This window comes from Pseudoalteromonas luteoviolacea DSM 6061, from assembly GCF_001625655.1.
In the GTDB taxonomy this organism is placed as follows: domain Bacteria; phylum Pseudomonadota; class Gammaproteobacteria; order Enterobacterales; family Alteromonadaceae; genus Pseudoalteromonas; species Pseudoalteromonas luteoviolacea.
In genome coordinates this window covers 117,486-140,501 of record NZ_AUYB01000082.1, presented here as the reverse complement: position 1 = coordinate 140,501, position 23,016 = coordinate 117,486, and the positions used below count along the sequence as shown (strand labels likewise).

20 protein-coding genes are annotated in these 23,016 nt (G+C 40.8%); 12 read left to right on the top strand and 8 right to left on the bottom strand.

Annotated elements, in window-relative coordinates:
- Positions 1–33 precede the first annotated feature (33 nt).
- The gene (locus N475_RS05145; protein WP_063355359.1) at positions 34–726 is read right to left on the bottom strand and encodes an XRE family transcriptional regulator; all 693 of its coding nucleotides are present in this window, start codon (positions 724–726) and stop codon (positions 34–36) included.
- Positions 727–995: 269 nt separating this feature from the next.
- Between N475_RS05145 and N475_RS05140 the strand changes: the two genes are divergently transcribed.
- The 12 genes from N475_RS05140 (at position 996) to N475_RS05085 (ending at position 14,636) form a co-directional block, all read left to right on the top strand.
- A complete protein-coding gene (locus N475_RS05140) occupies positions 996–1,334 on the top strand; it encodes a helix-turn-helix transcriptional regulator (RefSeq protein WP_227008386.1) in 339 nt (112 codons plus the stop codon).
- 431 nt (positions 1,335–1,765) lie between these two features.
- Entirely contained in the window at positions 1,766–2,545 is a 780-nt protein-coding gene (locus N475_RS05135) for a hypothetical protein (RefSeq protein ID WP_063355360.1), read from the top strand.
- 273 nt (positions 2,546–2,818) lie between these two features.
- The gene (locus N475_RS05130; protein WP_227008390.1) at positions 2,819–3,532 is read left to right on the top strand and encodes a DUF2971 domain-containing protein; all 714 of its coding nucleotides are present in this window, start codon (positions 2,819–2,821) and stop codon (positions 3,530–3,532) included.
- Positions 3,523–4,158 carry a heteromeric transposase endonuclease subunit TnsA gene (locus tag N475_RS05125; RefSeq protein ID WP_063364787.1) on the top strand — a complete coding sequence of 212 codons (636 nt, stop codon included), beginning with the start codon at positions 3,523–3,525 and terminating at the stop codon, positions 4,156–4,158. Before N475_RS05130 ends, N475_RS05125 begins: the two co-directional genes overlap by 10 nt.
- Before the next feature lie 4 nt (positions 4,159–4,162).
- Positions 4,163–6,022, top strand: coding sequence for a Mu transposase C-terminal domain-containing protein (locus N475_RS05120; RefSeq protein WP_063364786.1), 1,860 nt, complete (start codon positions 4,163–4,165; stop codon positions 6,020–6,022).
- Positions 6,019–6,915 (top strand): TniB family NTP-binding protein, encoded by an 897-nt coding sequence (locus tag N475_RS05115; protein ID WP_081232368.1) that lies wholly within the window; start codon positions 6,019–6,021, stop codon positions 6,913–6,915. The genes N475_RS05120 and N475_RS05115 overlap by 4 nt, the downstream gene beginning before the upstream one ends.
- Positions 6,916–7,905, top strand: a complete 990-nt coding sequence (locus N475_RS05110) for a TniQ family protein (RefSeq protein ID WP_063364785.1) — start codon at positions 6,916–6,918, stop codon at positions 7,903–7,905.
- Between the two features lie 160 nt (positions 7,906–8,065).
- Positions 8,066–8,926, top strand: coding sequence for a BrxR family helix-turn-helix transcriptional regulator (locus N475_RS05105; RefSeq protein ID WP_063364784.1), 861 nt, complete (start codon positions 8,066–8,068; stop codon positions 8,924–8,926).
- Position 8,927: 1 nt separating this feature from the next.
- A complete protein-coding gene (locus N475_RS05100) occupies positions 8,928–9,713 on the top strand; it encodes a Wadjet anti-phage system protein JetD domain-containing protein (RefSeq protein ID WP_063361833.1) in 786 nt (261 codons plus the stop codon).
- Positions 9,706–12,621 carry a coiled-coil domain-containing protein gene (locus tag N475_RS05095; protein ID WP_063364783.1) on the top strand — a complete coding sequence of 972 codons (2,916 nt, stop codon included), beginning with the start codon at positions 9,706–9,708 and terminating at the stop codon, positions 12,619–12,621. Before N475_RS05100 ends, N475_RS05095 begins: the two co-directional genes overlap by 8 nt.
- Entirely contained in the window at positions 12,622–14,040 is a 1,419-nt protein-coding gene (locus tag N475_RS05090; RefSeq protein WP_063364782.1) for a hypothetical protein, read from the top strand.
- Positions 14,037–14,636, top strand: a complete 600-nt coding sequence (locus tag N475_RS05085) for a condensin complex protein MksE (RefSeq protein ID WP_063364781.1) — start codon at positions 14,037–14,039, stop codon at positions 14,634–14,636. The genes N475_RS05090 and N475_RS05085 overlap by 4 nt, the downstream gene beginning before the upstream one ends.
- Before the next feature lie 350 nt (positions 14,637–14,986).
- Here the strand turns inward: N475_RS05085 and N475_RS05080 are convergent, their stop codons facing one another.
- The 7 genes from N475_RS05080 to N475_RS05050 form a co-directional block, all read right to left on the bottom strand.
- On the bottom strand, positions 14,987–16,306 hold the full coding sequence (locus N475_RS05080) for a hypothetical protein (RefSeq protein ID WP_063364780.1): 1,320 nt from the start codon (positions 16,304–16,306) through the stop codon (positions 14,987–14,989).
- Positions 16,307–16,316: 10 nt separating this feature from the next.
- Positions 16,317–17,396 carry a nucleoid-associated protein gene (locus N475_RS05075; protein WP_063364779.1) on the bottom strand — a complete coding sequence of 360 codons (1,080 nt, stop codon included), beginning with the start codon at positions 17,394–17,396 and terminating at the stop codon, positions 16,317–16,319.
- A 462-nt stretch (positions 17,397–17,858) separates the two neighbouring features.
- Complete coding sequence (locus N475_RS05070) at positions 17,859–19,577, bottom strand: Tn7-like element transposition protein TnsE (protein ID WP_063364778.1); 1,719 nt, start codon at positions 19,575–19,577, stop codon at positions 17,859–17,861.
- 52 nt (positions 19,578–19,629) lie between these two features.
- Positions 19,630–20,616, bottom strand: a complete 987-nt coding sequence (lipA, locus tag N475_RS05065; protein ID WP_063364777.1) for a lipoyl synthase — start codon at positions 20,614–20,616, stop codon at positions 19,630–19,632.
- Positions 20,613–21,266: a lipoyl(octanoyl) transferase LipB gene (gene lipB, locus N475_RS05060; RefSeq protein WP_063355362.1), complete on the bottom strand. Its 654-nt coding sequence runs from the start codon at positions 21,264–21,266 to the stop codon at positions 20,613–20,615. The genes lipA and lipB overlap by 4 nt, the downstream gene beginning before the upstream one ends.
- A gap of 16 nt (positions 21,267–21,282) precedes the next feature.
- Positions 21,283–21,561: a DUF493 family protein YbeD gene (gene ybeD / locus N475_RS05055; protein ID WP_063355363.1), complete on the bottom strand. Its 279-nt coding sequence runs from the start codon at positions 21,559–21,561 to the stop codon at positions 21,283–21,285.
- A 163-nt stretch (positions 21,562–21,724) separates the two neighbouring features.
- A complete protein-coding gene (locus tag N475_RS05050; RefSeq protein ID WP_063355364.1) occupies positions 21,725–22,888 on the bottom strand; it encodes a serine hydrolase in 1,164 nt (387 codons plus the stop codon).
- Positions 22,889–23,016 lie beyond the last annotated feature (128 nt).

The following is a 23,016-nucleotide window of genomic DNA, read 5'->3' as shown; positions in this document are numbered from 1 at the left end:
GCCCATCTAGGTGCTATCCATTTAAGAACACACCTAAGTAAGATCTTTGCCTATCCAGACAACTTTACCAATGATTTCTAATTGTTCCATTTCATCTGGTTTTACAACTTGCTCCACGTATTCTTTGTTGTCACTAATCAGCCTCACTGAACCGTCTAAATATTGCTGCAAGCGTTTTGCATACAGCTCCTCTCCCAAACGAACTACATAAATGAGCCCTTCACTGAGCTTTTTGTCAGACAAGTCGACCAAAATTGTATTGTTGTTGTGAATAGTAGGTTCCATTGAATCGCCTTTAGCAAAAACAACGGCAAGCTCGCTTTTTTCTAGATTTTTATATTCGAGCCACTTTTTCCTAAAAGCGAGGTGCCTTGCAATTTGTGTGTGACCATTGAAAGCGCCATGACCGGTACTAACTGATACATGGTATCCGGGCACAAGTACAAAAGCCTCATTAAATTCTTCAAGCTTAACAATTGGGTGCATTGAAGCTTGCGAGTCTGGCATTGTAGCTTGATCTTCACCAGTAATAAGCCACAGTAAGCTGACACTGGCTTCTTCTGCGATCCGCTCGATTATGCTTAATTTGGGGTCTTCGCCTTTTAAAATTCGACGCAATGTCCCTTCAGAGACATCAATTTTTGACGCAAAGGCTCTGATGCTATGCGGTTTTATAGCTTGTTCTACCCGAGAAGATAAGCTATTTAAGGTATTTGATCCGTCCATAAGTGGTTTATAAGTCCTACATCACATCTATTACACAGTAATAGATGCATTATAAAGAGCTTTAAAAATAAACTCAATGCAATTTTTTACGCAAAAAAAGAAAAAATACCGGTTGTTGTGCGTAATAAATTGCTCTATAATTCTTAAAAAATTACGCATACTGATGTTTTTTGATTCAGGATGTATTAACAGCAGTGAGTTATAACAATTAATTGTGTACCCATAACATCAATTGAACTCACTTGCGTAATAAAATAAGGAAAGCAGAAATGGCCAAACAATCAATCTTTAATGCTCAGATAAAAGCAAGACTGTCGCAAAATTTAGTAACAACTCAGCAAAGTCCAGATTTGAATACAACACCAACTGAACTTGTCCGCACTCCGAAAGGCGCACAGTTGCTAAAGTATGCTCGTAAGTGTCGTGGATATACACAAGCCGAATCGGCAGCCTGTTATGGAATTGAAGAGCGTACCTTAAGGCGTTGGGAAAATAATGAATATAATCCGCGCTGGAATGATGTGATCTCACTTATTGAAGATGTGTATTTGATGAATATCACTCAAGCCATAGAGGGTGTTCGAAATAATCCCGAGCTAGTTGCGTAGTTTTTTAAACAATGAGATTGTCATGAACCAAGTTCAACGTATTGCGCACTTTTTTAAAAGTGCGTAATAAAGTGAATTATGATAGAGGATGTCAATGCCTGTAAAATACAATACGGACTCGCTAACGACCAAAGGCTGTGCTTATCCTGCTTATTTATATTACCTTTATCGGAGCTTTAAATAGGGGATTACGGGCTTATATTTGGATATTATGATTGGCCATAATGATTTGTTTTGGCGACCTTATTAAATTCGGAATTTATTTTTTAAGTTTATGATTTAAATAGAAACTCAGTACATATTATTAATTTTAATGTGATGATTTATGACTTTTGCAGCATGGGTTACCGAGTGCTAGTTTGCTCATTAATTGCTGATGTGAACCGTTACTACATGTTCACTGACTAACACCACTGCGAAAGGAAATGGATATGAACTATTTAAAAGCTTCTCTCTTTGCTGTTTTATTGCCAAGTTTAAATGTACTTGCATTGGATCAGAATATTGCCGATGTAGATGGATTTGAGCGTGTAACAAACTATGCATATGGCCCAGTACAATCAGCGCTCATTACCAGCGATAGGGCCCATAAGCTGACTATTAACGTACAGCTGCGAAATGAACAAAGTGTTTGTAGTTTTGCAAATGTCTACTCTAATAAAACGAATGCACACCTGAGTTACGTTAATATAGTTGCGGATACCCAAAGTAACACAATGCTCCTTTTAGATGCAGATTTAAATGATGAATCTTCTCTACTGGACTCCAAATCAGTACATATTAACTGTAGAGATGAAAGTGGTATAGGGTACAACGTATTCGTAAATATTCCTGGGGCGCCAATTGTTGACTGGCAAATTTCATTAGAACCCGCTGGGGAGTTTATTTATCAACCCTATTCGTTTGGCTATCATTCGGCGTACAGTATTAAGAGCAAAATAACAGTAAATAACCAGAATACCCAGTCCTACTGTACCACTTTAGCAAACCGTGGCGTATCTCTAGGGTTATTTAATGGAGAGGACAGAAAGGGGCCATTCCACTCTGATGTGTTCATTAAGAATGAAGTCGTAATGAATCCTGCCCAACCTGTGCTTTATCAAATTATTGAATGTGAAAATGCGGCGGGTAAAACTATGGTGGTAAAGGTTTTTAATTTAACTAATCCAACCTTGATCCACACATGGGAAGATCAGGTAATTATTAAGTAGAGATGTTTATAAACAAAAAAAGCAAGCTGTATGAGCTTGCTTTTTCATTACTGCAGCGGATATAAGTCTACTTGACTTCTGTGAGTTCCATCTCTTTTTTGTACTAATACTCCAATCTAGAGTCGAAATTACATCGCTATAGGCTACTATTAGAGAGTAAGGTATAAAAAATTTCGATAACTACACTGCTATTTTGTACTGGAATAATGCATTGTGATTTTAAATAGTTATTAAAAAACAGAGTAATAGAGAAGGATTTATGTTTTGAAGAATGTGTTGTTTCGCTATTCTGATCCAGAGAAAAATCACTTTTTAAGTGAGTTTAAGAACCAGCAGATTCATTTTTCCACACCTGAACAGTTTAATGATCCCTTTGATTGCCAAATGGAATATGAAAGAACGGTAAATGAAGTACTATCGCAAAAAAGAGTTGCTAACAGGGCCTCAACAGACATATTGAGTAAGCAGCTGAAGAAAAAGTTAACAAATATAGGCATCTGTTGCTTTTGCAGAGCCAAGAAAAACCAGCTTATGTGGTCTCATTATGCAAATAGCCATAAAGGTATTTGTATTGGCTTCAATAGGAACGTTTTGTTGAGTGCTTTACCAAATGTTTCAGTCGAAGACGTCATTTATCAGTCAAAACATCCTTTACATAGTATTCCAGATTGCATGAAGTTGAACTCTGGAAACCTGCTCGAAGCTGTCATTACTCCTCTTTTAACAACGAAATACTCGTACTGGAGATATGAACGTGAGACTAGACTAATATCACAAGAGTTTGGCTTAAAAGATATTTCCGCTCAATCAATTCAATCAGTTTCATTCGGTTTGAAAACATCTGAACAAGATAAAGCAAAAGTATATGATATGCTTAGCCTGCCTCAATGGAAGCATGTATTAATCTTTCAAGCTAAAAAAGCAGAACATCGTTTTGCACTTGAGTTCAGCAGAATTGATAAAAGAAAGGGCTTCGCATGCCTGTAAGAACCATCCCAAAAAACTATCGCAATGTGACAGGAATAGCTGCGCACAGTAAAGCTGATGGGCAAGCAATGTTTGAGTCAACACTGGAGCGAGACTTTATAAGTCTTCTTGAATTCGACAAACACATAAGCCGGTTTGAGGTTCAGCCAGTTAAAATTATTTGTCTAAATAATGAAGACAAGCGACGTAGTTATACGCCTGATGTACTTGCTTTCAGGCAAGGTGAAAAGCCCACTTTATATGAAGTAAAGTATAGAAGTGAACTCAAGGAGAATTGGGGCAAGCTTCGGCCAAAGTTCCGCATGGCAATTAAATATGCAAAGGAAAATCAGTGGAAGTTTAAAATAGTCACTGAAAAGGAAATTAGAACGCCTTATCTGGAGTCAGTTAAGTTCCTTCTTCCTTTTATAAGACAAGGTGCCAGTGAAGAAGCAGATATGGCGTTGCTAGTTGGAAATTTAAAAACGCTTGGGCGTACAACTCCGACAGAACTACTTGAAAAGATATACTCTGATCCTTGGAATCAAGCCAGGTTGTTACCAACTTTGTGGTATCTGATTGGAACGGGCCAAATTGGCATGAACCTGAATCAAAAGATCACCATGACACAAGAAATCTGGAGCTGATGAAGTGAATAAGTCGTTATCATTAGAACTAGGGAAAAAGGTCTCAAGGGAAGGTAAAAACTACCGTATTGCTGAAGTGTTTAATCTGTCTAAAGTGGTATTAGTGGATGAGTCAACGGGTGAAACGTTAGAAACTAAAGCTGAATCATTGCAGCCTCCGCTTGAAGTCGAACCTCGCAAATGCGACGAAGAGCTCATGCTTATTTCAGAAGAAGCATGGCAAGTTGCCAATAAAAGATACAAGATCATCAAGCCGTTGGTTAATAAAGGTGGGCGTACGAGAAACCACGTTATTGAAAGAGCTCAAGCGCATGACTTACATGTGAATACAGTATACTTATGGCTTCGCTTGTATGAAGATTCAGGGTTACTTACCTCGTTGTTACCAAAGACCAGAAGTGATAAAGGAGCGACTAAAGGCGACCAAATAGTAGAAGAGATAATTAAAGAAGCAATAGCAACAGAATACCTCACCAAACAGAAGAAAATTGTTCGAAAGGTTATTGATGCCGTAAAAGCCCAATGTTTAAAAAGAGGGCTTACGCCACCTCATGACAATACAGTTAGGAACCGAGTTAAAGCGTTACCACTAGAGCTAGTGTCAAGAAAGCGACATGGACGTAAAAAATCAGACAATGACTTTAAACCTATAGAGGGTAAATTCCCTGGCGCGGATTGGCCACTTGCTGTGGTGCAAATAGACCACACAAAGCTAGACATCATTTTAGTGGATGATCACTACCGAGCGCCGATAGGAAGACCTTGGATCACTTTATCATTTGATGTGTTTAGTAGATTGGTGACTGGGTTTTATATATCGTTTGATCCCCCGAGTGCAATGACAACGGGGTTATGTCTCGCACACTCAATTTTGCCAAAAGAAAGATGGTTAGCAAAACTCGGTGTTAGTGGAGAATGGCCTGTTTGGGGGTTACCAGACAAAATTCACGCGGACAATGCAAAAGAGTTCAGGGGCAACATGCTAAAACGAGCTTGTAGTCAGTACTCGATGGATTTGGAGTGGAGGCCGGTAGCAAGACCTAATTATGGAGCCCATGTTGAAAGAGCTTTAGGCACATTATCGAAAGAAGTTCACGCTTTACCCGGTTCTACATTCGCAAATCCAAAAGAGAAAGGTGATTATGACTCAGAAAAAGCAGCAGCTTTAACGCTATCTGAATTTGAAAAGTGGCTTGCGGATTACATTGTTAATGTATATCACCAAAAGAAGCATTCAATGTTAGGTATGGCACCACTCGCTCGATATAAGCAAGGAATACTGGGCGATAGTGAAATGCCAGGCAGAGGTTTGCCAGCAAAAATAATAGATGAAGAAAAGCTTAAGCTGGATCTAATGCCTTTTGAAATGCGCACAGTGCAAGATTACGGCATTGTGATAGATAAAATTTATTATTACCACGATGTTTTAAGACCTTGGATAAATGCGATTGATCCGCAAGATGCAAAGAGAAAGCGTAAGTTTATGGTGCGTCGTGATCCCAGAGATATTAGCCTAATTTGGTTTTTTGACCCAGAGCTCAAGTCTTATTACCAAATTCCTTACCGAGATACCTCTCATCCAGCAATAAGTATTTGGGAGTTACGAGAAGCCCTTAAGCGCGTTGAAGAATCCGGTGGCAAAATCAATGAACACACGATTTTTGAGGCATACGAGCGAATGCGAGAGCTAGAACAGGAAGCAGTTAACAAAACTAAAGCTGCAAAGCGATCACGGCAGAGACGAAAGAATCATACCCAAGCAGAAAAGCCTAACCCAATGCCAGCAATTCAGGAGCAACCAAGCGAACTAGCAGTTCCAACTCTAGATATTGAACCCTTTGATGATATGGATGAATGGTCATGAGCGATTTTAGTCACTTAAATGACAGTGCCAAAGGAATGCTCTCTTTAGATGATGCTTACAGGATTGAAAAAATACGTTCAGACCGCTGGATTGGTTATTCCAAAGCGAAAAACATATTAAACAAGCTTGAGGATTTGCTGGTACATCCTCGAACAGAAAGAATGCCCAACTTACTCATCGTGGGTGATACTAATAATGGCAAAACTATGTTGGTGAAAAAGTTTTGTCGAAACCACCCAGCCGAAGACAACCCCGAAGGTGATGGGGTATTGGCACCTGTTATGTTTGTTCAAGCACCGCCTGTTCCTGACGAAGGCCGCTTTTATAACTCGATTTTAGAATTGCTATTTGCACCTTATAAACCGAGTGAGCGAGTCGATAAAAAGCAGTTTCAAGTCATTAAACTGCTTAGATATGTTGGGTTAAAGATATTAGTGATTGACGAAATTCATCATATTCTAGCGGGGAATACTAATCGCCAACGGGCTTTTTTAAATGTACTCAAATATTTGGGCAATGAGCTTCAAATTACAATAGTTGGGGTAGGAACCAAGGATGCATTTAGAGCACTGCAAACAGATCCGCAATTAGCCAATCGGTTTGAACCCGTGATGCTTTCTAGATGGGAATTTGATAATGAATATTTAAGGCTATTAGCGAGCTTTGAGAGGATGTTGCCACTCAAAAAGCCATCGGTACTTCACGAGCATAAACTAGCATCTCGTTTATTTGCTATGTCGGAGGGGTATATCGGAGAGCTAAGTAAAATATTGAATAACGCGGCTGTTTATGCGATTGAAAATAAATCAGAACAAATCACTTTGAAAGTGTTGGATAAGTTGGATTGGACCACACCCTCAGCAAGGAAGCGTAGACTAGATGGCGTATCGTAAATGCTGTCAGGTAAGTTATGGCCTGCGCACCCCAAACCTCATAACGGAGAGTGCCTTTCTTCTTGGCTAGTCAGGTGTGCCCATAGCAATGGATTAAAACTTCAAACGTTTTGCCGACTAGAATTTGGCTCAAATTATCAACTGTGGAACAGAGACATTGATAGGCATATACCACAGTGGCTGTTGGGTAAAATAAGCGAAAAAGTGAGCGTGAGCTGCGAAGAGTTAGAAAAGCACATGCTTTCACTTTTTGAAGGACGTCTGTTTCCCGAACTTACATTATCGGGCCAGCTTAGATGGCTCTGCCCATTAGTAATTAAACACAGACTTCACAACGGGTATGGTATGCAGTTTTGCCCGCAATGCTTGGCTGAAGGGGCTGAACCATACTATCGACTTTCATGGCGAGTCGGCTTTTATACTTTTTGTCCTTATCACCAAATAATAATGCATGACCGATGCATTGAGTGTGGCGCTAGTGTTTCCTTTCATCGTTGCGAACTTGGAAAGCCCGGGATATACAAAGACGCGAACATGGCTTGTTGTTGGAAGTGTGGCTTTGATTTACGGCAATCTCCAAACCATCATGTACGCTTTTGGAACAAAGTGCTTTTTGAACGCTGGGCAGCACAATTAAGAGCGATAGACAGGCAATTTGTTAACTGCGGGAAGTTTGATTTTGATAGGCTGATATTGCTACATCAATTATGTCGTTTGATCGTCTCTAAAAGCCTAGCGCCAGACTTACAGAGTTATATATGTAACTTGTGTGGTCAACCTGAACGGGAACTAATTAAAACTAAAATCGCCTTTGAGCAGAGGTCGTTAGCTGAAAGGCATTATGTTATCAGTCTTGCTAAATGGTTACTGCTCAAATACCCCAGACGGATATTGCTTGCTATTGGGGTTAGAGTAATAAGAAGAAATTGGCTTTACAGAGATATTGAATTGAACGACAAAAGCCTTCTTGCTGTTTGCGCTGTACGCTAAATAAACAGCAATTCTTTCAATGTTATTTAATCTTCCATGACCGTCAGAGGTAGGGCAAAGCCCAAAGAAAATAACATGCTGTTGAGCAGGTATTTAAAAAAGCTTTACAAATTTACAAAATAAACAGAAAATCGTATACACAAAAAATGTGTACACAATAATGATGGATACAAAGACGGAATTTACGAATCAACAAACTGAAAGGTTTAAAGCTCTAGAGTATATGCTCTACTGGGAGGGCGGGACAAATGCCACACGCTTATCCCGTTTTTTCGGTGTGCATGTAAATGTGATCTCAAAAGCTATTCTTTTGTATCGTCAAGCTTACCCTGACAATCTTGTATTCGATGGTAAGGATCCTGAAAAAGTATTCATACCGACTGCTAAGTTCACTCCAAAGTTTACTCGGCCTAAATGGTCTGACTACGTGGACTTTATATTTCATAACGCCAATCAATACGTATCAGAGACATATGGTTCATCGGCATTCTCAAAAGGCCTAACTCCTATTCAGTCTCCTAACCCAGAAGTAACAAGGCTGCTATTTAAAGCTATCCGGATGGGAAAAGAAGTGATGATTGATTATCGCAGTCGCACCAATCCTCTCGGAAAAAACCGCCTGGTAACGCCATTCGCAATTGCTAATGATGGTTTGCGCTGGCATTGCCGAGCTTATTGTCATTCTCGGGAATGCTTTGCTGACTTTAACCTAGGCCGAATTATGAGGGTAGAACTAAAAGGAAAGTCCAGCATCAGCTTTCAGCAAGATATTATTTGGTTTACTTTTGTCGACATTGAAATAGGCCCACACCCCGAACTGACTCAAGAAGAACAAAATTTGGTACTCAATGATTTTGGCTATGACAAACCATTTAAAATACGTACTCGCGGGGCTTTGGTTGATTACACTATTCAGTATTACAGAATAGCTAAAGATCCAGAGAAAGTTTCCGGAAAAGCCTTTCCTTTGGTTGTCTTGAATTCAGACGACATCAACGAATATTTTTTCCCTGAGGCATAAAATGAACTTGTATCCTTATTTGAAAGCGATTGAGTCCGGTAGGCCTATAAACGCAACTCGTTTTATAACGCTACTTAATAATGAGCATGTAAATTTTGATTCTCTGGGCGTGGCTGAATTTGTTCGACCGGAACGATATTTTATACGCATTTCCAACCATGATTTATTTGATAAGTTACTGGCAAAGTATGCTCCCAGTCGCTCACGCATACACGCGGCTAAACAAGGCAACTCTCATCGTCATAGCGCACACTCTGCATACCTCACAGCGAAATTTGGTCTAAAAGCTCAAACCCATATTGCCATTGAGTGCTCCCCTGAGAAAGCGCCGGAAGAAATGTCCAATTTTGACCACTTAACGCCGGTTATTCTTATTGAGAACAGTGACTGTTTTACGTTCAGTGAAGACTTCCTTGTTGCTATGGAACTTGAAGATATTGGCGTGGAATCGCTAATTATTTTTTCTTCAGGTAACGCTATCACTCACAAGCAAACACAGCGGTTTTTATCACAATTTGAAAAAGTGTATTACTGTCCAGACTACGACTTGGCCGGGTTAGAGATATTTGAAACATTGCAGAAGCAACTCGGCGACAGAATAATATTCACAATGCCTTCAAACCTTGCCTGTTACCACGGCTATTGCCAGAAACCTGACAAGCAGAAGCAATTTATAAAGGCACTGGATAAGGCACATCATTGGAAATTTGCCGAACTAGCTTCTTTGTTTTCTAAAGGGTTGGGTTTTATTGAGCAAGAAATATTCTTAGGAGAAGAATATGAATAATAGGTTCTCTGTAAATTTAAAACGAATAATCGCCGTTGATTCTGCTTCTTTTGCTTATGTCGAGGTTCCACTGGATAGCAACCTCGTCCTATTAGCTAAAGGCAACTGGGGGAAAACAAGCATCGTAAATGCAGTGCGCTTTTTCTTGCTTCCTGAGCTTAACCTAAATGATTGTGATAAAAAATTTGCCTTTAAAACTCCCGAGAGCACGACCGAACAAGAGTATTACACTAAGGATGAGGTGAAAAACTATTACTTCCAGTCGGTTCATAGCAAGCTAATCCTAGAGGTGGAGCACAAGCTTATTGGGGGTGGAATACGGCGTCATTGTCAGATTATTTCTGCTGGTAACAACTACAAGCTTAACCGACTTTTTATAGCGTCTCCATTTGAGGATATCGCGCATTTGTTTTGGGACAAATCAAAAGGAACAAGTGGTGGAAGACCAGACTCCCCTCCTGGGGAAAATTTGTTTAGCGCGTTGAAAGAAGTCAACAAAACAACGGCGCTTATTCGCAATATAGATGAGCTCAAAAAACAGTTATATAATATCGATGTTTTGCATCCGGATGAGTGTCCATTTGTAATTTACCCGCTGCATGATTTGTCAAAAAACTCAATTGAGTCTCTGCGTGCGTTGGTCAAGTTACTCTTTAACCAAGACGGAAAATCCCTACAACTAATGACGGCGACTGCCATTGATTCTCAGGAGCAAGGCTCGCAAACTCTGGAAGTAGATGTAAAACAGCTTATTAATGATCACGACAGGCTGGAGAACGAACGGGTTGAGTTGGATCAGCTAAAAGCCAATATTCCTGCTTTTGAAGCATTAACCAAAGAGTTTGAAATTCAAAAAGCACAACAAACACACGAACTGGATTACGCTCAGCTAATGATAAATGTTGACGCGTTGAGACAGTATCATGAGCAGAAGCACGGTTTACTTTGTCAGAAAGTGGAGCCGTTAAAATCGGCCTATGAAGAAGCAGATAAAGTGTTAAAGGAGGGCGAAGAGACACTCAAGATAAACCGGCACGATATTGGTAACTGTGAAAGAGAGCTAAAACGGCGTGAGTCAATATTAGAAAAATGCGAACTTATTTGTCAGCCATACCCAGGCCTTTCTACATCTGAAGTACTCGATGCTTTAGAAGAGCACCTTCAAGAAAGGATGGAAAAGTTAACTCAGTATCAAGATGCCAACGCACGTCAAATCAGGCTAGACGAACTGAAGGAGCTGATCCAGCGGGAAACTGGCAACCTCAAAAAGCTAAAAGAACGAGAGGATAACGAGGCCTTGGCAATCAAGGCGCAATTAGCCGAAAACGAAGTCAGAAAATTGTATTCGATCAATCCGCTTTTGGTTAACGCAAACCCAGGGCGCTTGCTTAATGAAGATGAAATACAAGCCATTTCAAAATTTCTTCAGCTATTTACGTTGAACGCAGCGCATCTTCAATTTTTTGATGAAAATATTGATCTTATTGCTTACGCTGCTGAGCGCTCAATAAGTGAGCAGGTTTCTGACTGTGACGCACAGCTGATTAGCTATATCAGTGAAGAAAAGGAGTTATTACGCCTTAACGATAATTCCACGCTGCATAACGCATCGGAAGTATCCAAAGTAGAAAAAGAAATAACCCTGACTAAATCAGATTTGGACACGCTTAAAAGCTTTGAATTGTCATTTCAACGAAAAAAAGAAGTTCTGGAGGAATTAGAACAACTAAATAAAATCAAGGCGGTGAAGGAGGATGAGGAAGAAAAAAATCTTAAAGCTTTAGAAAATTCACAACAAGCCTATGAAAAAGCTGAGTTGGAGCGCAAAACAGGTGCTGAGCTATGCTTACAAATTTCACGGTTGAACGACAGAATCAAGAGCGACTGTTTGCGTTTTCCAAGAGTACAGCATCTTACTGTATCATTAAAGCCCACAGATTCTCCAGAAAACATTCAGCTTCCGCTTCAGGAAGAGCTTCAAACCTATGGCCAAAAGCTAGAACGAAGCAAAGACGCAAGAGAAAGCGTTTATACCCAGCTAGTGCAGTTTTGTGTAAAAGGGATAATAAAAGATGAGCATGGAATCATGGAAAACAACCGCTCACAAGCCGCGATTAGCAAGAGTTTTGATACTCTCTCTATAAAATTCCAAACGCTTGACCAGTCACAAAGCCAACTAGAAAAAGATACAGCCCTGCATAACAGCTACTTGCGCAACCGCTTAGAACGGTTAGACAAAACAAAGATCAAAATAGAACAGACAGTTCAGCGCATTAATGAGGAACTGGCTAATGCAACAATAAATGACTTAGAGGCAGTCAAACTTAAAGTTGTGCTCAATGGATCCTTTGATGACTTGGTGCTTAGTTGGCGAGAATTTGATGATTTGAATACAGCAGTAACTTTGCCCGCAAGCTGGTATGCCAGACTCCAAGAGTTTTTACATTCCGACGCGGTAAATAGCTTAGACGGCAAATTACGCATGGAAAATATTATCAAACAAGCCAGCTATATGACTAAAAAGCCGGGGGAAATGTGGGATGAAAAGGCACAGTCAACTTCCACACAGATCCTGATTAATATGCACTTTGCAGAAATATTCATCCAGCGGCTATGCGATGATATCAGCGCTATTTCGTTTCCACTTATCCTGGATGAAGTGGGCACCGTCAGCGCTGAACAAATTCCACCGCTGACACGAATTCTCAATGAAAAAGGCCACACACTGATCGGTGCGACTACTCATGGAAAAAGTGCGGATCTAATTGATGCATTCGGGCAATACCTGTTCATGGATGAGATGAGTACAGCAGAACCTTATGATCCAAAACGGGTTAAAACGTGCTTTTCTCCTGAGCAAGAGTTCATCCGTAGGCTCTCAACTCAACTTGCCTTTGAGGGGGCGTAAATGGCAGGCAGTATAACTAATAAACAGTTTAGTACACTGGAGACACTTCAGCGATTGCTGCGTTATCGTGAAGTGATGTTCAAAACCATCGAATTTGCAGACATTAATCATGCTGGTGCTATCCCGGAGACTGTTTTTTACTCATTTGTAATAGCGTTGAAGGATCAACTTTCTGATGAACAGGCAAATGAAGTGAGTTTAGTGTTTGATGTGGATAATCTGCTACAGTCGCGGATCATCAATGACCGCCGCAATGTTGATGGAGTAACGAAGTTATTATTCAATACTAGCGTGTTTGAGGTATTTCGATTATGCCGAGTAAGTCTGTACCGTCCATTAACAAAAGTATCGTTAAATGCAGCCATGACACCGTTGTGGTCTTTGATGCGACAGGTTAAGCGCGGTAAGCTGAGTACGACACCAGGAACTGATGACTACCTAGAGTGGGTGGACGATTTGATATATCGAGTAAGCGACTTACTGGGAAAAATCCGAGCAAATATTGCAAAGCTCCAAAATGTTGGTGTTGAATTTGAAAAATCCGCGATAGCAGATCCTCAGGGTTATTCACAACTGGAAGTGAAGCGTGAATCTTATAACATGGCAGCTAAGTTATATCAGAGAGAAATAGATCCGTTGAAGGTGTTTCTCGACAAGCATACACGTTATGAGGAAGGGGATGGTATTTTTCTTACCCTAGGATATTTTCGTTCTTTTTTTCAGACGATAAACGATACGAGTCGCGCATATTTGATGTTGAGCTACGAAGTACAGTACTTGGATTTATTTTCACCAATCAAGCAAGTCGCAAATCAGGTCAGTATCTACCTGCAAAAAACACAACAATCATTACATGAGCACAGCGCGATCGATCGTGCATATTCGGTAGTTCTTGCGGCCTTTGAAAATACGCTTGGGGGCGATCTGCGTAACAAATTCATTGATATGTCTGATTTAAAGTCATTGGGAGTGTCAGTTCAGTGCCCAGCCCTTGGCAGGATTGCTCCGTTCAGGACAGAAAAATCTCCCTCATTTTTAGACGTCGCTTTCAATGAATTGGCTACCCGTGTCCAAAGTTATGCCCCTGAAAACAGTGAAAAAGTACTTTTATCCGAAAGCATCAGTAAAGAGGCTGCTAAGAAATTGCAGTATTCTCAACGCTTGGCACGATGGGTTGATAATTTTGACTGGCCGCTAAACAAAGACTTCCTTGCCTTGGCTCATAAAGAGCTAAGTCAGGAATGGCCGGATTTTAAATTGCCAGATCTATTCGAAGTACAGTCTAGACTTATCAACTCACCTAACTATCAGCTGGAGTTGAGAAATGAATATCAAAAGATGGTAGATGATGTATACGAACTCCAGTACAGGGTGCGTCATCTGGTTTCGTTAAGCAATCAACAGACGGAAGTTAAATGAGTATGGATCGTAATACATTTTTAGAGGTTGATGAGAAATTGTCGCAGACCATTTATCGTGCCTTCTACACCGGTAGTGTTATTAATCGAAAGGAATATATGACCTCACAAGCGCAATTTGTGGAGTCCAAGATTTATCTTGAAATTCGCCAGCATGAAAACCATTACATTCAGCTATACCGACATTTGGGGTATGAACTCATTCATGATGAAGAAGGCGAATTTTTTTCTATTAAATTGATAGCTGAGAGCGGAAGTGAAGATACTGTGTTTGATGAAACGTCTTTAAAAATCATTGCGATCTTAACACTCATTTGTCGAATCATGACACAGCGAGGGCAACCGCTTGAATTCTTGGGCGAACCTGTGCAGGGAATTACAGGTAATGATGTTGCAGCGTTGGCAGACGAAGAAACAACAAGTGCAATATTTAAAGCTTTAAAATTGAAAACTCCAATTGATGCACTTGAGTTCATCAAAAAGAGAGGCTTTGCCTTTCGAATTAGTCAAAGCCGATACGTTTTAAGCAAAGGAGCCATGACAATGATAGATACTCTAATTGAGCGAGAGAAAGAGTTGTCCTCTTCAGTAAATTAAGGCAGGCCATCCTTAACGTAGGAATTCCAGACAAGAGTTTTGCTTTTTTCAATTTGGTTAAAATAGCGCACCGTTTAGGTAAAGGGGCCGCAAAAAAGTTACCACAAGGAAAGCTAAGAAGATGTTTTCCAAGCATCTTGGCGTAGCCGGTGATTTTATCGAAACGTCAGATCTTGTCTGAAGTAATACAGTTTATGTATTGAAAATACATAACTACAGGCTACTGACGATCCAAAATATCGTTGTTTACGTTTTCAAAAGCAATATAACACACATTAGTCTATGCCTTATTCAAAAAATGCCATGTATAAGTTTCTCTCCTAGAGTTTTAATATGAACTATATTCCTAATCACAGCAAAGAAACAGCCCATGACCAGAATGTCTTCACCAGAGAGCTAAGAATCCCGTAAGAACGAATCGTATTCTGAATCAATGCACCGTTAGAGTATTGTGCGTAAAACACCACCACCGCAATTAACGCTGGCACCCAAGCCAACGTACGAAATACAAACAACCATCGCCCAGCAGTTGCAATATTGTCAACTAACCGTCTAGACATTTTATCAATATGGTCATTTAACTCATCAGGGTAGCTGCTCTTCTTACCTTCAATCGATTGCTCAACAATCTCTTTAGCTTGCTTTACAGATTCCAGCTGATTCCTTTGGTTAATCACTACCCCTACAATCAGTATGGCAGTCAGCACCAAACCTAATACAACAAGCATATTAGTAACCAGCGAGCTGTCTTTATGAAACATTGCAACAATAGCTGCAACCGACACTGGGATTGAAAATAGCTTTCCAGTCAGCTCACTTGTTACTTTAGAAAGCTGCTCTGCGAGCTTAATCTCAGATTCCGCGACCTCTTTCTTTGCTTTATGAAAAGCAAAGCCACTCAGGTAAGTGCTATGATTTTTTTGATAAACGTCAGTAAAATCCGGCCAGTTCTCAACCAGCTTACAAAACGCGACTTCGGGGGAAAACCCTGCAACAAACTCAACAAGTGAAGAATAAAAAATACTTTTTCTTGGCTCATAATGCGCTTCCAGCTTCGCTTCATCACTCAATAAAGATGTCAAAACACTGATATCCGATAAATCAGCAGTCAACATCTCTTCCCTTAAGCAAATATCTAAGACCACTGGACATGATTTATTTTCTTCAGCGCTTAGGAACACCAGCTTGTTTTGAGCATCAACAACATCTTTATCATGATAATGAGCAAGCTCCTGCAAGCCGCGTATAACCTCACATAATGCATTAAACTGTTCTAAGCGCGCTTCATTATCTATATTACCTTCGGAACTGAAGAAGTCATCGCCTTCAATGATATAAAAGTTAGCAGGTACCTTACCTTGCTTGATGGAAGAGGAAGATAAAAAGTCACCATAGGAGGCGTAAAATTTTTCAAGGCTGTTTCCCGCTAACCTAATCTTAGCCGTAATTTTTGAACCGACTGTAATGTCATGCTTGTTAAGTATTAAGTTAACGCCATCACAATCTGCCTCAGTTACGCGAGCGGGCCCACCCCCTTCATTGCTAAGCAGTGCATCAAAGGCTACACTGGTTTCTTCAGTCGCCACAAATTCCCCAGAAAAAAACTGGCGTTTTTGTATGTCAGGGCATCCCAAAGCCCTGTATATGGCGACCACATTATCCAGTGTCACGTTATCTCTCCTACCCAAAATGCTCGTCTAACATATCTTTAAACTCATCAGGCAACTCATTAATAACCAGCCTATTACCATCATAGTAAAATCTGGAGCCAGCGTCCTGACCAATATCATCTTTATCTAGTGTCAGCTGAAAATCATCGCCTTTATACACTATGTGCGTCATCTTGTGTAGCCGCGTCTTGTTAACCGAGAACTCGCTTGGCACACCTATCTCATCACTGTTAAGGTGTGCCACAAGCTCTTCAGCTAAGTTATCGGCTTCATCTGCAGAAAAGAATTCCCGCGCAATATGCTCAATCTCTGATAATTTTGCAGGTTGATTTTCCCCTTGCTTATTATCTAGGTATTCATACAACTTCTTACTCAGCTCAGCCGAATGCTCCGACAGCGTATCGTTTGCATTAAAAAATGCTACACTTTCCTTCACTACGGCTTCAGTTGCCTTGGCAGAAGGGGCGCCCGCCTTACACCCAAACGCAGTAATAAAGTAACCAGCTGTCGCCTTATTGTTTTGAGGGCTAACAAAGCTCAAATAGTTGATATCTAACTGTTCAACTTCATCTGCTGCTGCAAACTCTTCATACTTAGCAAAATTTACCTTGGCAGCCTGGTGTAACCTACTTAAATCAATATATTCTAAGTCCTCAACTTTCAGTGCGCCGGTTATTTTGTAACCTGGTTTTTGCTTAACCATCGCTGACAAGAAGTAACGAACATCATTCTGCACATAGTCGGCAAATAAAATATAACCACCGCTAGCTGTTGGCTTGTCAGCAGCCTTGAGATAAAGCTGCGTCATCGCCACTTTCGTTGCTTCAATAAAATTATCTTCATTTTCTTCGGCACCTTTGTAACCTTCAAATGCATCTGGAAAGTTTCCACGCGCATCTCCTGTTTCAAAAACACCATATTGAGCACTATTGTTCTTTTTCCCGTAAAGGTCAACAATGCCCTCCACAAGCTTTTGGATAGTTGGATTATCTGCAGGTAGAGTTTTCTTTTTCACATTTGAAGGTTGAATAGGTTCATGTTGCTCCTTGACTAACTCATGGATCACAACTTGACGGAGTAAAATTGCCATAACGATCACTTGTATTATTAAATTCATCTTTATGTTACACAAAATTATCATTTGTTTCATTGTATTGGATGAAAATTAAGTGATGACTTCATAATAGAGCTTTTGGAGTTTGTCAGGAGCTTTGGTCAAGCCTTACATTTTGCTGGAGAACTAAGTGTGAATCGGTTAAAAAGCAAGGATTGGCCTTCTACGGACTACGAGGCGTTGTGAGACCATTTCGTACAGGCTCAAAATATAAAAAACAAAGTAATCAAAGACTAGTATAGCCCTATTTTCAAAAGCATGGGCGTTCTGCTGTGGAACTTTGCTGACAATGGTGATCTGTGAAGTAAAGCCGAATCACTCAGATGAAGCTAGTGTGCTTTAATCAAAGCTGATGTGCAGGCTGGTTAGGATAATAGCCAGCCTTGACTTACGTTTCGTGTATTTATGCCAGTCCTGTTTTTCTTTCCCCGTCTACATTCAAAGCCTATCAAAGATAGAGCTCTTAAAATCTAATGGTGTTGACCATGTATGTTTCATGGTTTTAATTGTTATGTTAGGAATTGAGGGGATGTTTAACCAGATCCCTTTTTTTATTGCAAGCTGATGCAGTAAATTGTTCATTCTCTGGTTAGAGCAATACTCGAAGTTCTCGGCATTAACTAATGCAACACTGCGATTTTCTTTGTTACGCATCTCAAACTCAATCAGCGTATACCATCGGTTTTGATAGTGAATGTCAGCAATAATTACTTGTCGTCGGCAGTATGAGTTTGAGTCTAAGTACGACCATTGCCTTTTATCGGCAGGTTTTGTGAGCGGGATAAACTCAATGGCTTCTTCTATGGGCCGTAGACGGGCTTTTACGCCCTCGACTTGAGTGAGTAGCTGGATCGCCTCTTCAAATGTTTCAAAGCTGGCAGGAAGGGCTTGACGACGTGTGCGGATTGGTTTTGCGTGTCCACGGCCAGTCTTTAGATCACCAGAATCACCTTGTCCAGTGCCAAGCTGCTTTGGTTCATCTTCTTTTGGCGCATAGCGTAGTGCGCTTATGTAGCGACATTGATCTTTTTTAGGTCTATCGACTTTTTTGCCCATGATTGCGCCAAATCGGTCGGTTGGTAAGAGTACATGTTCATTGGTTTTATTTTTATTTGGCTCATTTTGACTTTGAAAAGGCTTATCAGCATTTGACGTTTTATGCTTAGGCTTAGGAAACGCTGGTTTCTTATCACCACCATTGATTTCATTTTCTCCCTCGCCCTGATTATTGTTATTGTCTCTATCAGCCGTCAGGTGCTCAAAAGGAAATGGCGCTGTACAGTGCTCTATGGCCAATACTAGATATCGCCAGCCATTTTTTGAAATTTCATCTTTAGCAGGAATGAACTTACCTCTGACTTTTAGGTTACTTGAACCTGAAAATGGAAACGCACTTTGGGGATGAAGAAACTTTGTATTCAATGAGTGTTTCATTATAGTGTCATGTGGCAGCGTAAAGCCTTCCCAAGCTTCTTTACATGAGAGTGCTCTGCCAATGACCCAACCATCTTCGTCCGACAGGTGTTGCCTTAGATGTAGTATGCAGCGTCTCTCTCCCTCATCAAAGCCACACTTTTTTGTATTAAGCACAATCTGAGGCTGATGTTTTAAATCGCCAGAAAAAACAATGTGCGCCATATCTGTCGAAACGGCGTAATAGAAACGGATTAACTCCATAACAGGAACGAGTATTCCAAAGGGGTCTTTATCATGTTCTATGGCTATAAGGTTAGCCATAAACCCTTTCCCCGTACGATAAGATTCGTACGGTATGAGGTTTTTATCCTCAACTTTATGATTACCAGGGATGGATTGAGCGGTATGTTCGGTGATATGAAGATTATGTAAAAGCTTCGTTTGACCAGCCTTGGCTGCTTGGCATTGGCCATTTAGCCAGATCGAACCGATAGATATAAATGGAAGCTGTCCAACACCAATTTTTATAACTGTTTGGTCATCATAATTTGTGACATGAGTGGAAGCGAGATGTTTAGCGGTGGAGTCTATGCTTTCATTTTGAATGAGAGGGCTTATTACGATTTGTAAGAAAGGTTCGGAGGGCACGTTTGGGTTGCGTTCAATAGCGCCAAACCAATCGACCCTCCAATAACGATCGTCACAAGGAAATTCACTAATTTTAGGTATTCCTTGCGACATCTTTACTCTTCCTTACAGTACAAAATATCGTTGTAGTACAAAATAGCGTTGTTTAGTCGCGCTTAACGTTGTAACTCACAACTTCTTTACCTGCAGCTTGTTGGTCAGCATGATAGCTAGAGCGGACGAATGGTCCACACGCAGCATGTGAAAATCCGATTTCGTCTGCGTAATCTTTAAGCGCGTCAAACTCAGCTGGTGGTACGTAACGTTTTACTGGCAAATGGTGCTTAGAAGGGGCAAGGTATTGGCCTACTGTAAGCATGTCAACGTTGTGTTCACGTAAATCACGCAGCACTTCCTCAATCTCTGAAATCTCCTCGCCTAAGCCTACCATCAACCCTGATTTAGTTTTCACTTCAGGGTGCGCTTCTTTAAAGCGACGCAGTAATTCCAGAGACCATTTATAATCTGCACCTGGACGGGCAAGTTTGTACAGCCTTGGTGCAGTTTCTAGGTTGTGATTAAAGACATCTGGTGGAGTTTCAGTCAAGATCTCAAGAGCGCGATCCATACGACCACGAAAATCTGGCACCAAGATTTCGATGGTGATACCTGGATTATGTTTGCGGATTTCACGGATGCAATCTGCAAAGTGCTGTGCACCGCCATCTCGTAGATCATCTCGGTCAACTGAGGTGATAACCACATATTTGAGTTTCATGTCTTTAATTGTTAGCGCTAGCTTTTCTGGTTCAGCGGCGTCTGGCTTCAACGGTCGCCCATGTGCAACATCACAGAATGGACAGCGACGAGTACAAATAGCACCAAGAATCATAAAAGTGGCAGTACCGTGGTTAAAGCACTCGGATAAGTTAGGGCAAGATGCTTCTTCACATACTGAATGGAGGCCATGTTTTCTCATGGCGCTTTTAATCCCCTCAATTCGCTCGCTTGATTTTGGCAGACGAATCTTAAGCCATTCAGGCTTACGTAGCATTTGCTCGCGTTCTGTTGGTAGGACTTTTACCGGGATTAATGCCATTTTTTCGGCATCACGCAGCTTTACACCCGGTTCCATTTTGACTGGCTTACTCATTCGTTCTCAAACCCTTCAGTGTGAACAACATGCTCTGCGTTAAGTCGCTTGAGCATATGTTTTATTAGCCCTTGACCTGCTTGATCTAGCGAGGCAGGGCCATTTATTTCGCTCGTTTGGACCATTTGCATTCCCGCGTAACCACATGGGTTAATGCGTAGAAATGGGCTCAGGTCCATATTCACGTTTAGTGCTAGCCCATGAAATGAGCAGCCTCTTCTTACTCTTAGACCCAGTGAAGCAACTTTACAATCATCGACATAAACACCTGGAGCATCTGGTTTAGCATAGGCTTTGATATTGTATTCTTGCAATGCGTCAATAATGGTTTCTTCGAGCCAAGTGACAAGCTCACGAACCCCTATTTTTAAACGACGCAAATTAAATAGAACGTACATCATCTGTTGTCCTGGACCGTGGTAGGTGACTTGCCCACCGCGGTCGACTTTAACGACTGGAATATCGCCAGGAGCTAAAACATGCTCCGATTTTCCAGCTTGTCCTTGGGTAAATACGGGCTCGTGTTCTACTAGCCAGATCTCATCGGCATCAGACTCATCACGTTGATCTGTGAAAGCCTGCATTTTCTGCCAAATAGGCTCATAACTCTGACGCCCCAACTGGCGAATGATGACGCTATGGTTGCTCATGGACTTCCTTCACTAACTACAGTACGTAACGTACAGCTTCTATACTGCCAAGTTCAGTGTAAATTTGCTCAATGTGCTCTTTCGATGTCACGGTTGCAACTAATGTTACCGATTCATAAGTGCCTTTACTGCTTGGTTTGACCTTTGGCGCGTAATCTCCAGGTGCAATTGTTTGCAGTTTTGCAAGAATTTGATCCGTAAGGTTTACATTAGCTAGTCCCATTACTTTGAAAGTAAATGGGCATGGAAATTCTAAGTACTCATCAAACTTAGTGTTTTTAACAGGTTTTACCACGACGGTTTCCTCACTACAGATACTAAGCAATGATTATGTAATGTGAATCGTTTTCACTTAGGTATCATCACCTTAATAATGGCGGGCATTCTATCATTTTTGCAGCAAAAAAAAACGCCTCTAGAAGAGGCGTCATGTGTTTATATACTTACTCAGTTCAGGGTTATTGCATGATCTGTAAACGTAAGTAGTCGTATATGCGGCTAAAGAAGCTGCCTTCTTCAATTTCTTCTAGTGTTACTAGCGGATATTGTGCAATATCTTCGCCTTCAAGTTGAAGGAATAAAGTGCCCACCTTGCTGCCTTTCTCTAGTGGAGCAGTGAGTGTCTGATCGAGTTCAAAGTGCGCTTTAAGGTTTTTACGTTGACCGCGAGGAATCGTGATCGGGGTGTCTTCCATGATGCCAAGTGAAACAGTCTTTTTATTTCCCATCCAAATTTGTTGGTCTGCGAAGCTGTCACCGGCTTTGTAAGGTGTAATTGTTTCGAAAAATCTAAAACCATAGTTAAGTAGTTTTTTACTCTCAACTTTCCTAGCACGTTCGCTAGATGTGCCCATAATTACAGCTATTAAGCGCATATCACCTTTAGTTGCCGAAGTAACTAGGCTGTATCCCGCTTCTGCTGTATGTCCTGTTTTGATGCCATCCACATCTAAACTCGCATCCCACAACAAAGAATTACGGTTGTATTGCTTGATACCGTTAAATGTAAAAGACTTCTGCTTGTAAAGGGCGTATTCGTCAGGCACATCTCTAATCAATGCTGCGCCCAATGTGGCCATATCACGTGGAGTTGTAAACTGCTCTGGTGCGTCAAGGCCATGGCTATTTACGAAGAAGCTATTGGTCATACCCAACTTTTCAGCATGGGCATTCATCAAATCTGCAAAAGCGCTCTCACTACCTGCGATATGCTCTGCCATCGCAACACACGCGTCATTACCTGACTGAATAATGATTCCGTGGTTTAGGTCATCAACGCTGACTTTTTTACCAACCTCGATAAACATTTTAGATGACTCAGGAAAGTTTTTAGCCCATGCGTTTTCACTGATGGTTACCATATCGGTAGGCGCTATATTACCAGCTAAAATTTCTGTGCCAATTACATAGCTCGTCATCATTTTGGTTAAGCTAGCAGGTAGTAATTTTGTATCCGCTTCGCCTTCTGCAATGACTTTGCCTGTTGTAAAGTCAACAAGGAAGTAACCTTTTGCATTAATTTGAGGTGGGGATGGAATGATCTGTGCACTTGCTGAAAACAGTGACAAAGAACACACAACACCAAGGATTTTTTTAACAACTTTTGGTTTAAATACTGTCATCATGCTCGCTTTTCTAATTTGTTCTGCTCAGTTCTCATTAATTTGACTGAACAGTTGATTTCTTTCTTGTTCAAGACTTTGTCTATAGTAAGTTGACCTGTCTGATTGTATGAACAAGAACTATTTAA

Coding starts and splice junctions, on each gene's coding strand:
- lipA (WP_063364777.1), bottom strand. CDS start 20,616: ATGAGTAAGCCAGTCAAAATGGAACCGGGTGTAAAGCTGCGTGATGCC.
- N475_RS05075 (WP_063364779.1), bottom strand. CDS start 17,396: ATGGCAATTTTACTCCGTCAAGTTGTGATCCATGAGTTAGTCAAGGAG.
- N475_RS05070 (WP_063364778.1), bottom strand. CDS start 19,577: ATGTCGCAAGGAATACCTAAAATTAGTGAATTTCCTTGTGACGATCGT.
- N475_RS05050 (WP_063355364.1), bottom strand. CDS start 22,888: ATGACAGTATTTAAACCAAAAGTTGTTAAAAAAATCCTTGGTGTTGTG.
- lipB (WP_063355362.1), bottom strand. CDS start 21,266: ATGAGCAACCATAGCGTCATCATTCGCCAGTTGGGGCGTCAGAGTTAT.
- N475_RS05115 (WP_081232368.1), top strand. CDS start 6,019: ATGAGCGATTTTAGTCACTTAAATGACAGTGCCAAAGGAATGCTCTCT.
- N475_RS05095 (WP_063364783.1), top strand. CDS start 9,706: ATGAATAATAGGTTCTCTGTAAATTTAAAACGAATAATCGCCGTTGAT.
- N475_RS05085 (WP_063364781.1), top strand. CDS start 14,037: ATGAGTATGGATCGTAATACATTTTTAGAGGTTGATGAGAAATTGTCG.
- N475_RS05090 (WP_063364782.1), top strand. CDS start 12,622: ATGGCAGGCAGTATAACTAATAAACAGTTTAGTACACTGGAGACACTT.
- N475_RS05100 (WP_063361833.1), top strand. CDS start 8,928: ATGAACTTGTATCCTTATTTGAAAGCGATTGAGTCCGGTAGGCCTATA.
- N475_RS05110 (WP_063364785.1), top strand. CDS start 6,916: ATGCTGTCAGGTAAGTTATGGCCTGCGCACCCCAAACCTCATAACGGA.
- N475_RS05125 (WP_063364787.1), top strand. CDS start 3,523: ATGCCTGTAAGAACCATCCCAAAAAACTATCGCAATGTGACAGGAATA.
- N475_RS05135 (WP_063355360.1), top strand. CDS start 1,766: ATGAACTATTTAAAAGCTTCTCTCTTTGCTGTTTTATTGCCAAGTTTA.
- N475_RS05105 (WP_063364784.1), top strand. CDS start 8,066: ATGATGGATACAAAGACGGAATTTACGAATCAACAAACTGAAAGGTTT.
- N475_RS05140 (WP_227008386.1), top strand. CDS start 996: ATGGCCAAACAATCAATCTTTAATGCTCAGATAAAAGCAAGACTGTCG.
- N475_RS05145 (WP_063355359.1), bottom strand. CDS start 726: ATGGACGGATCAAATACCTTAAATAGCTTATCTTCTCGGGTAGAACAA.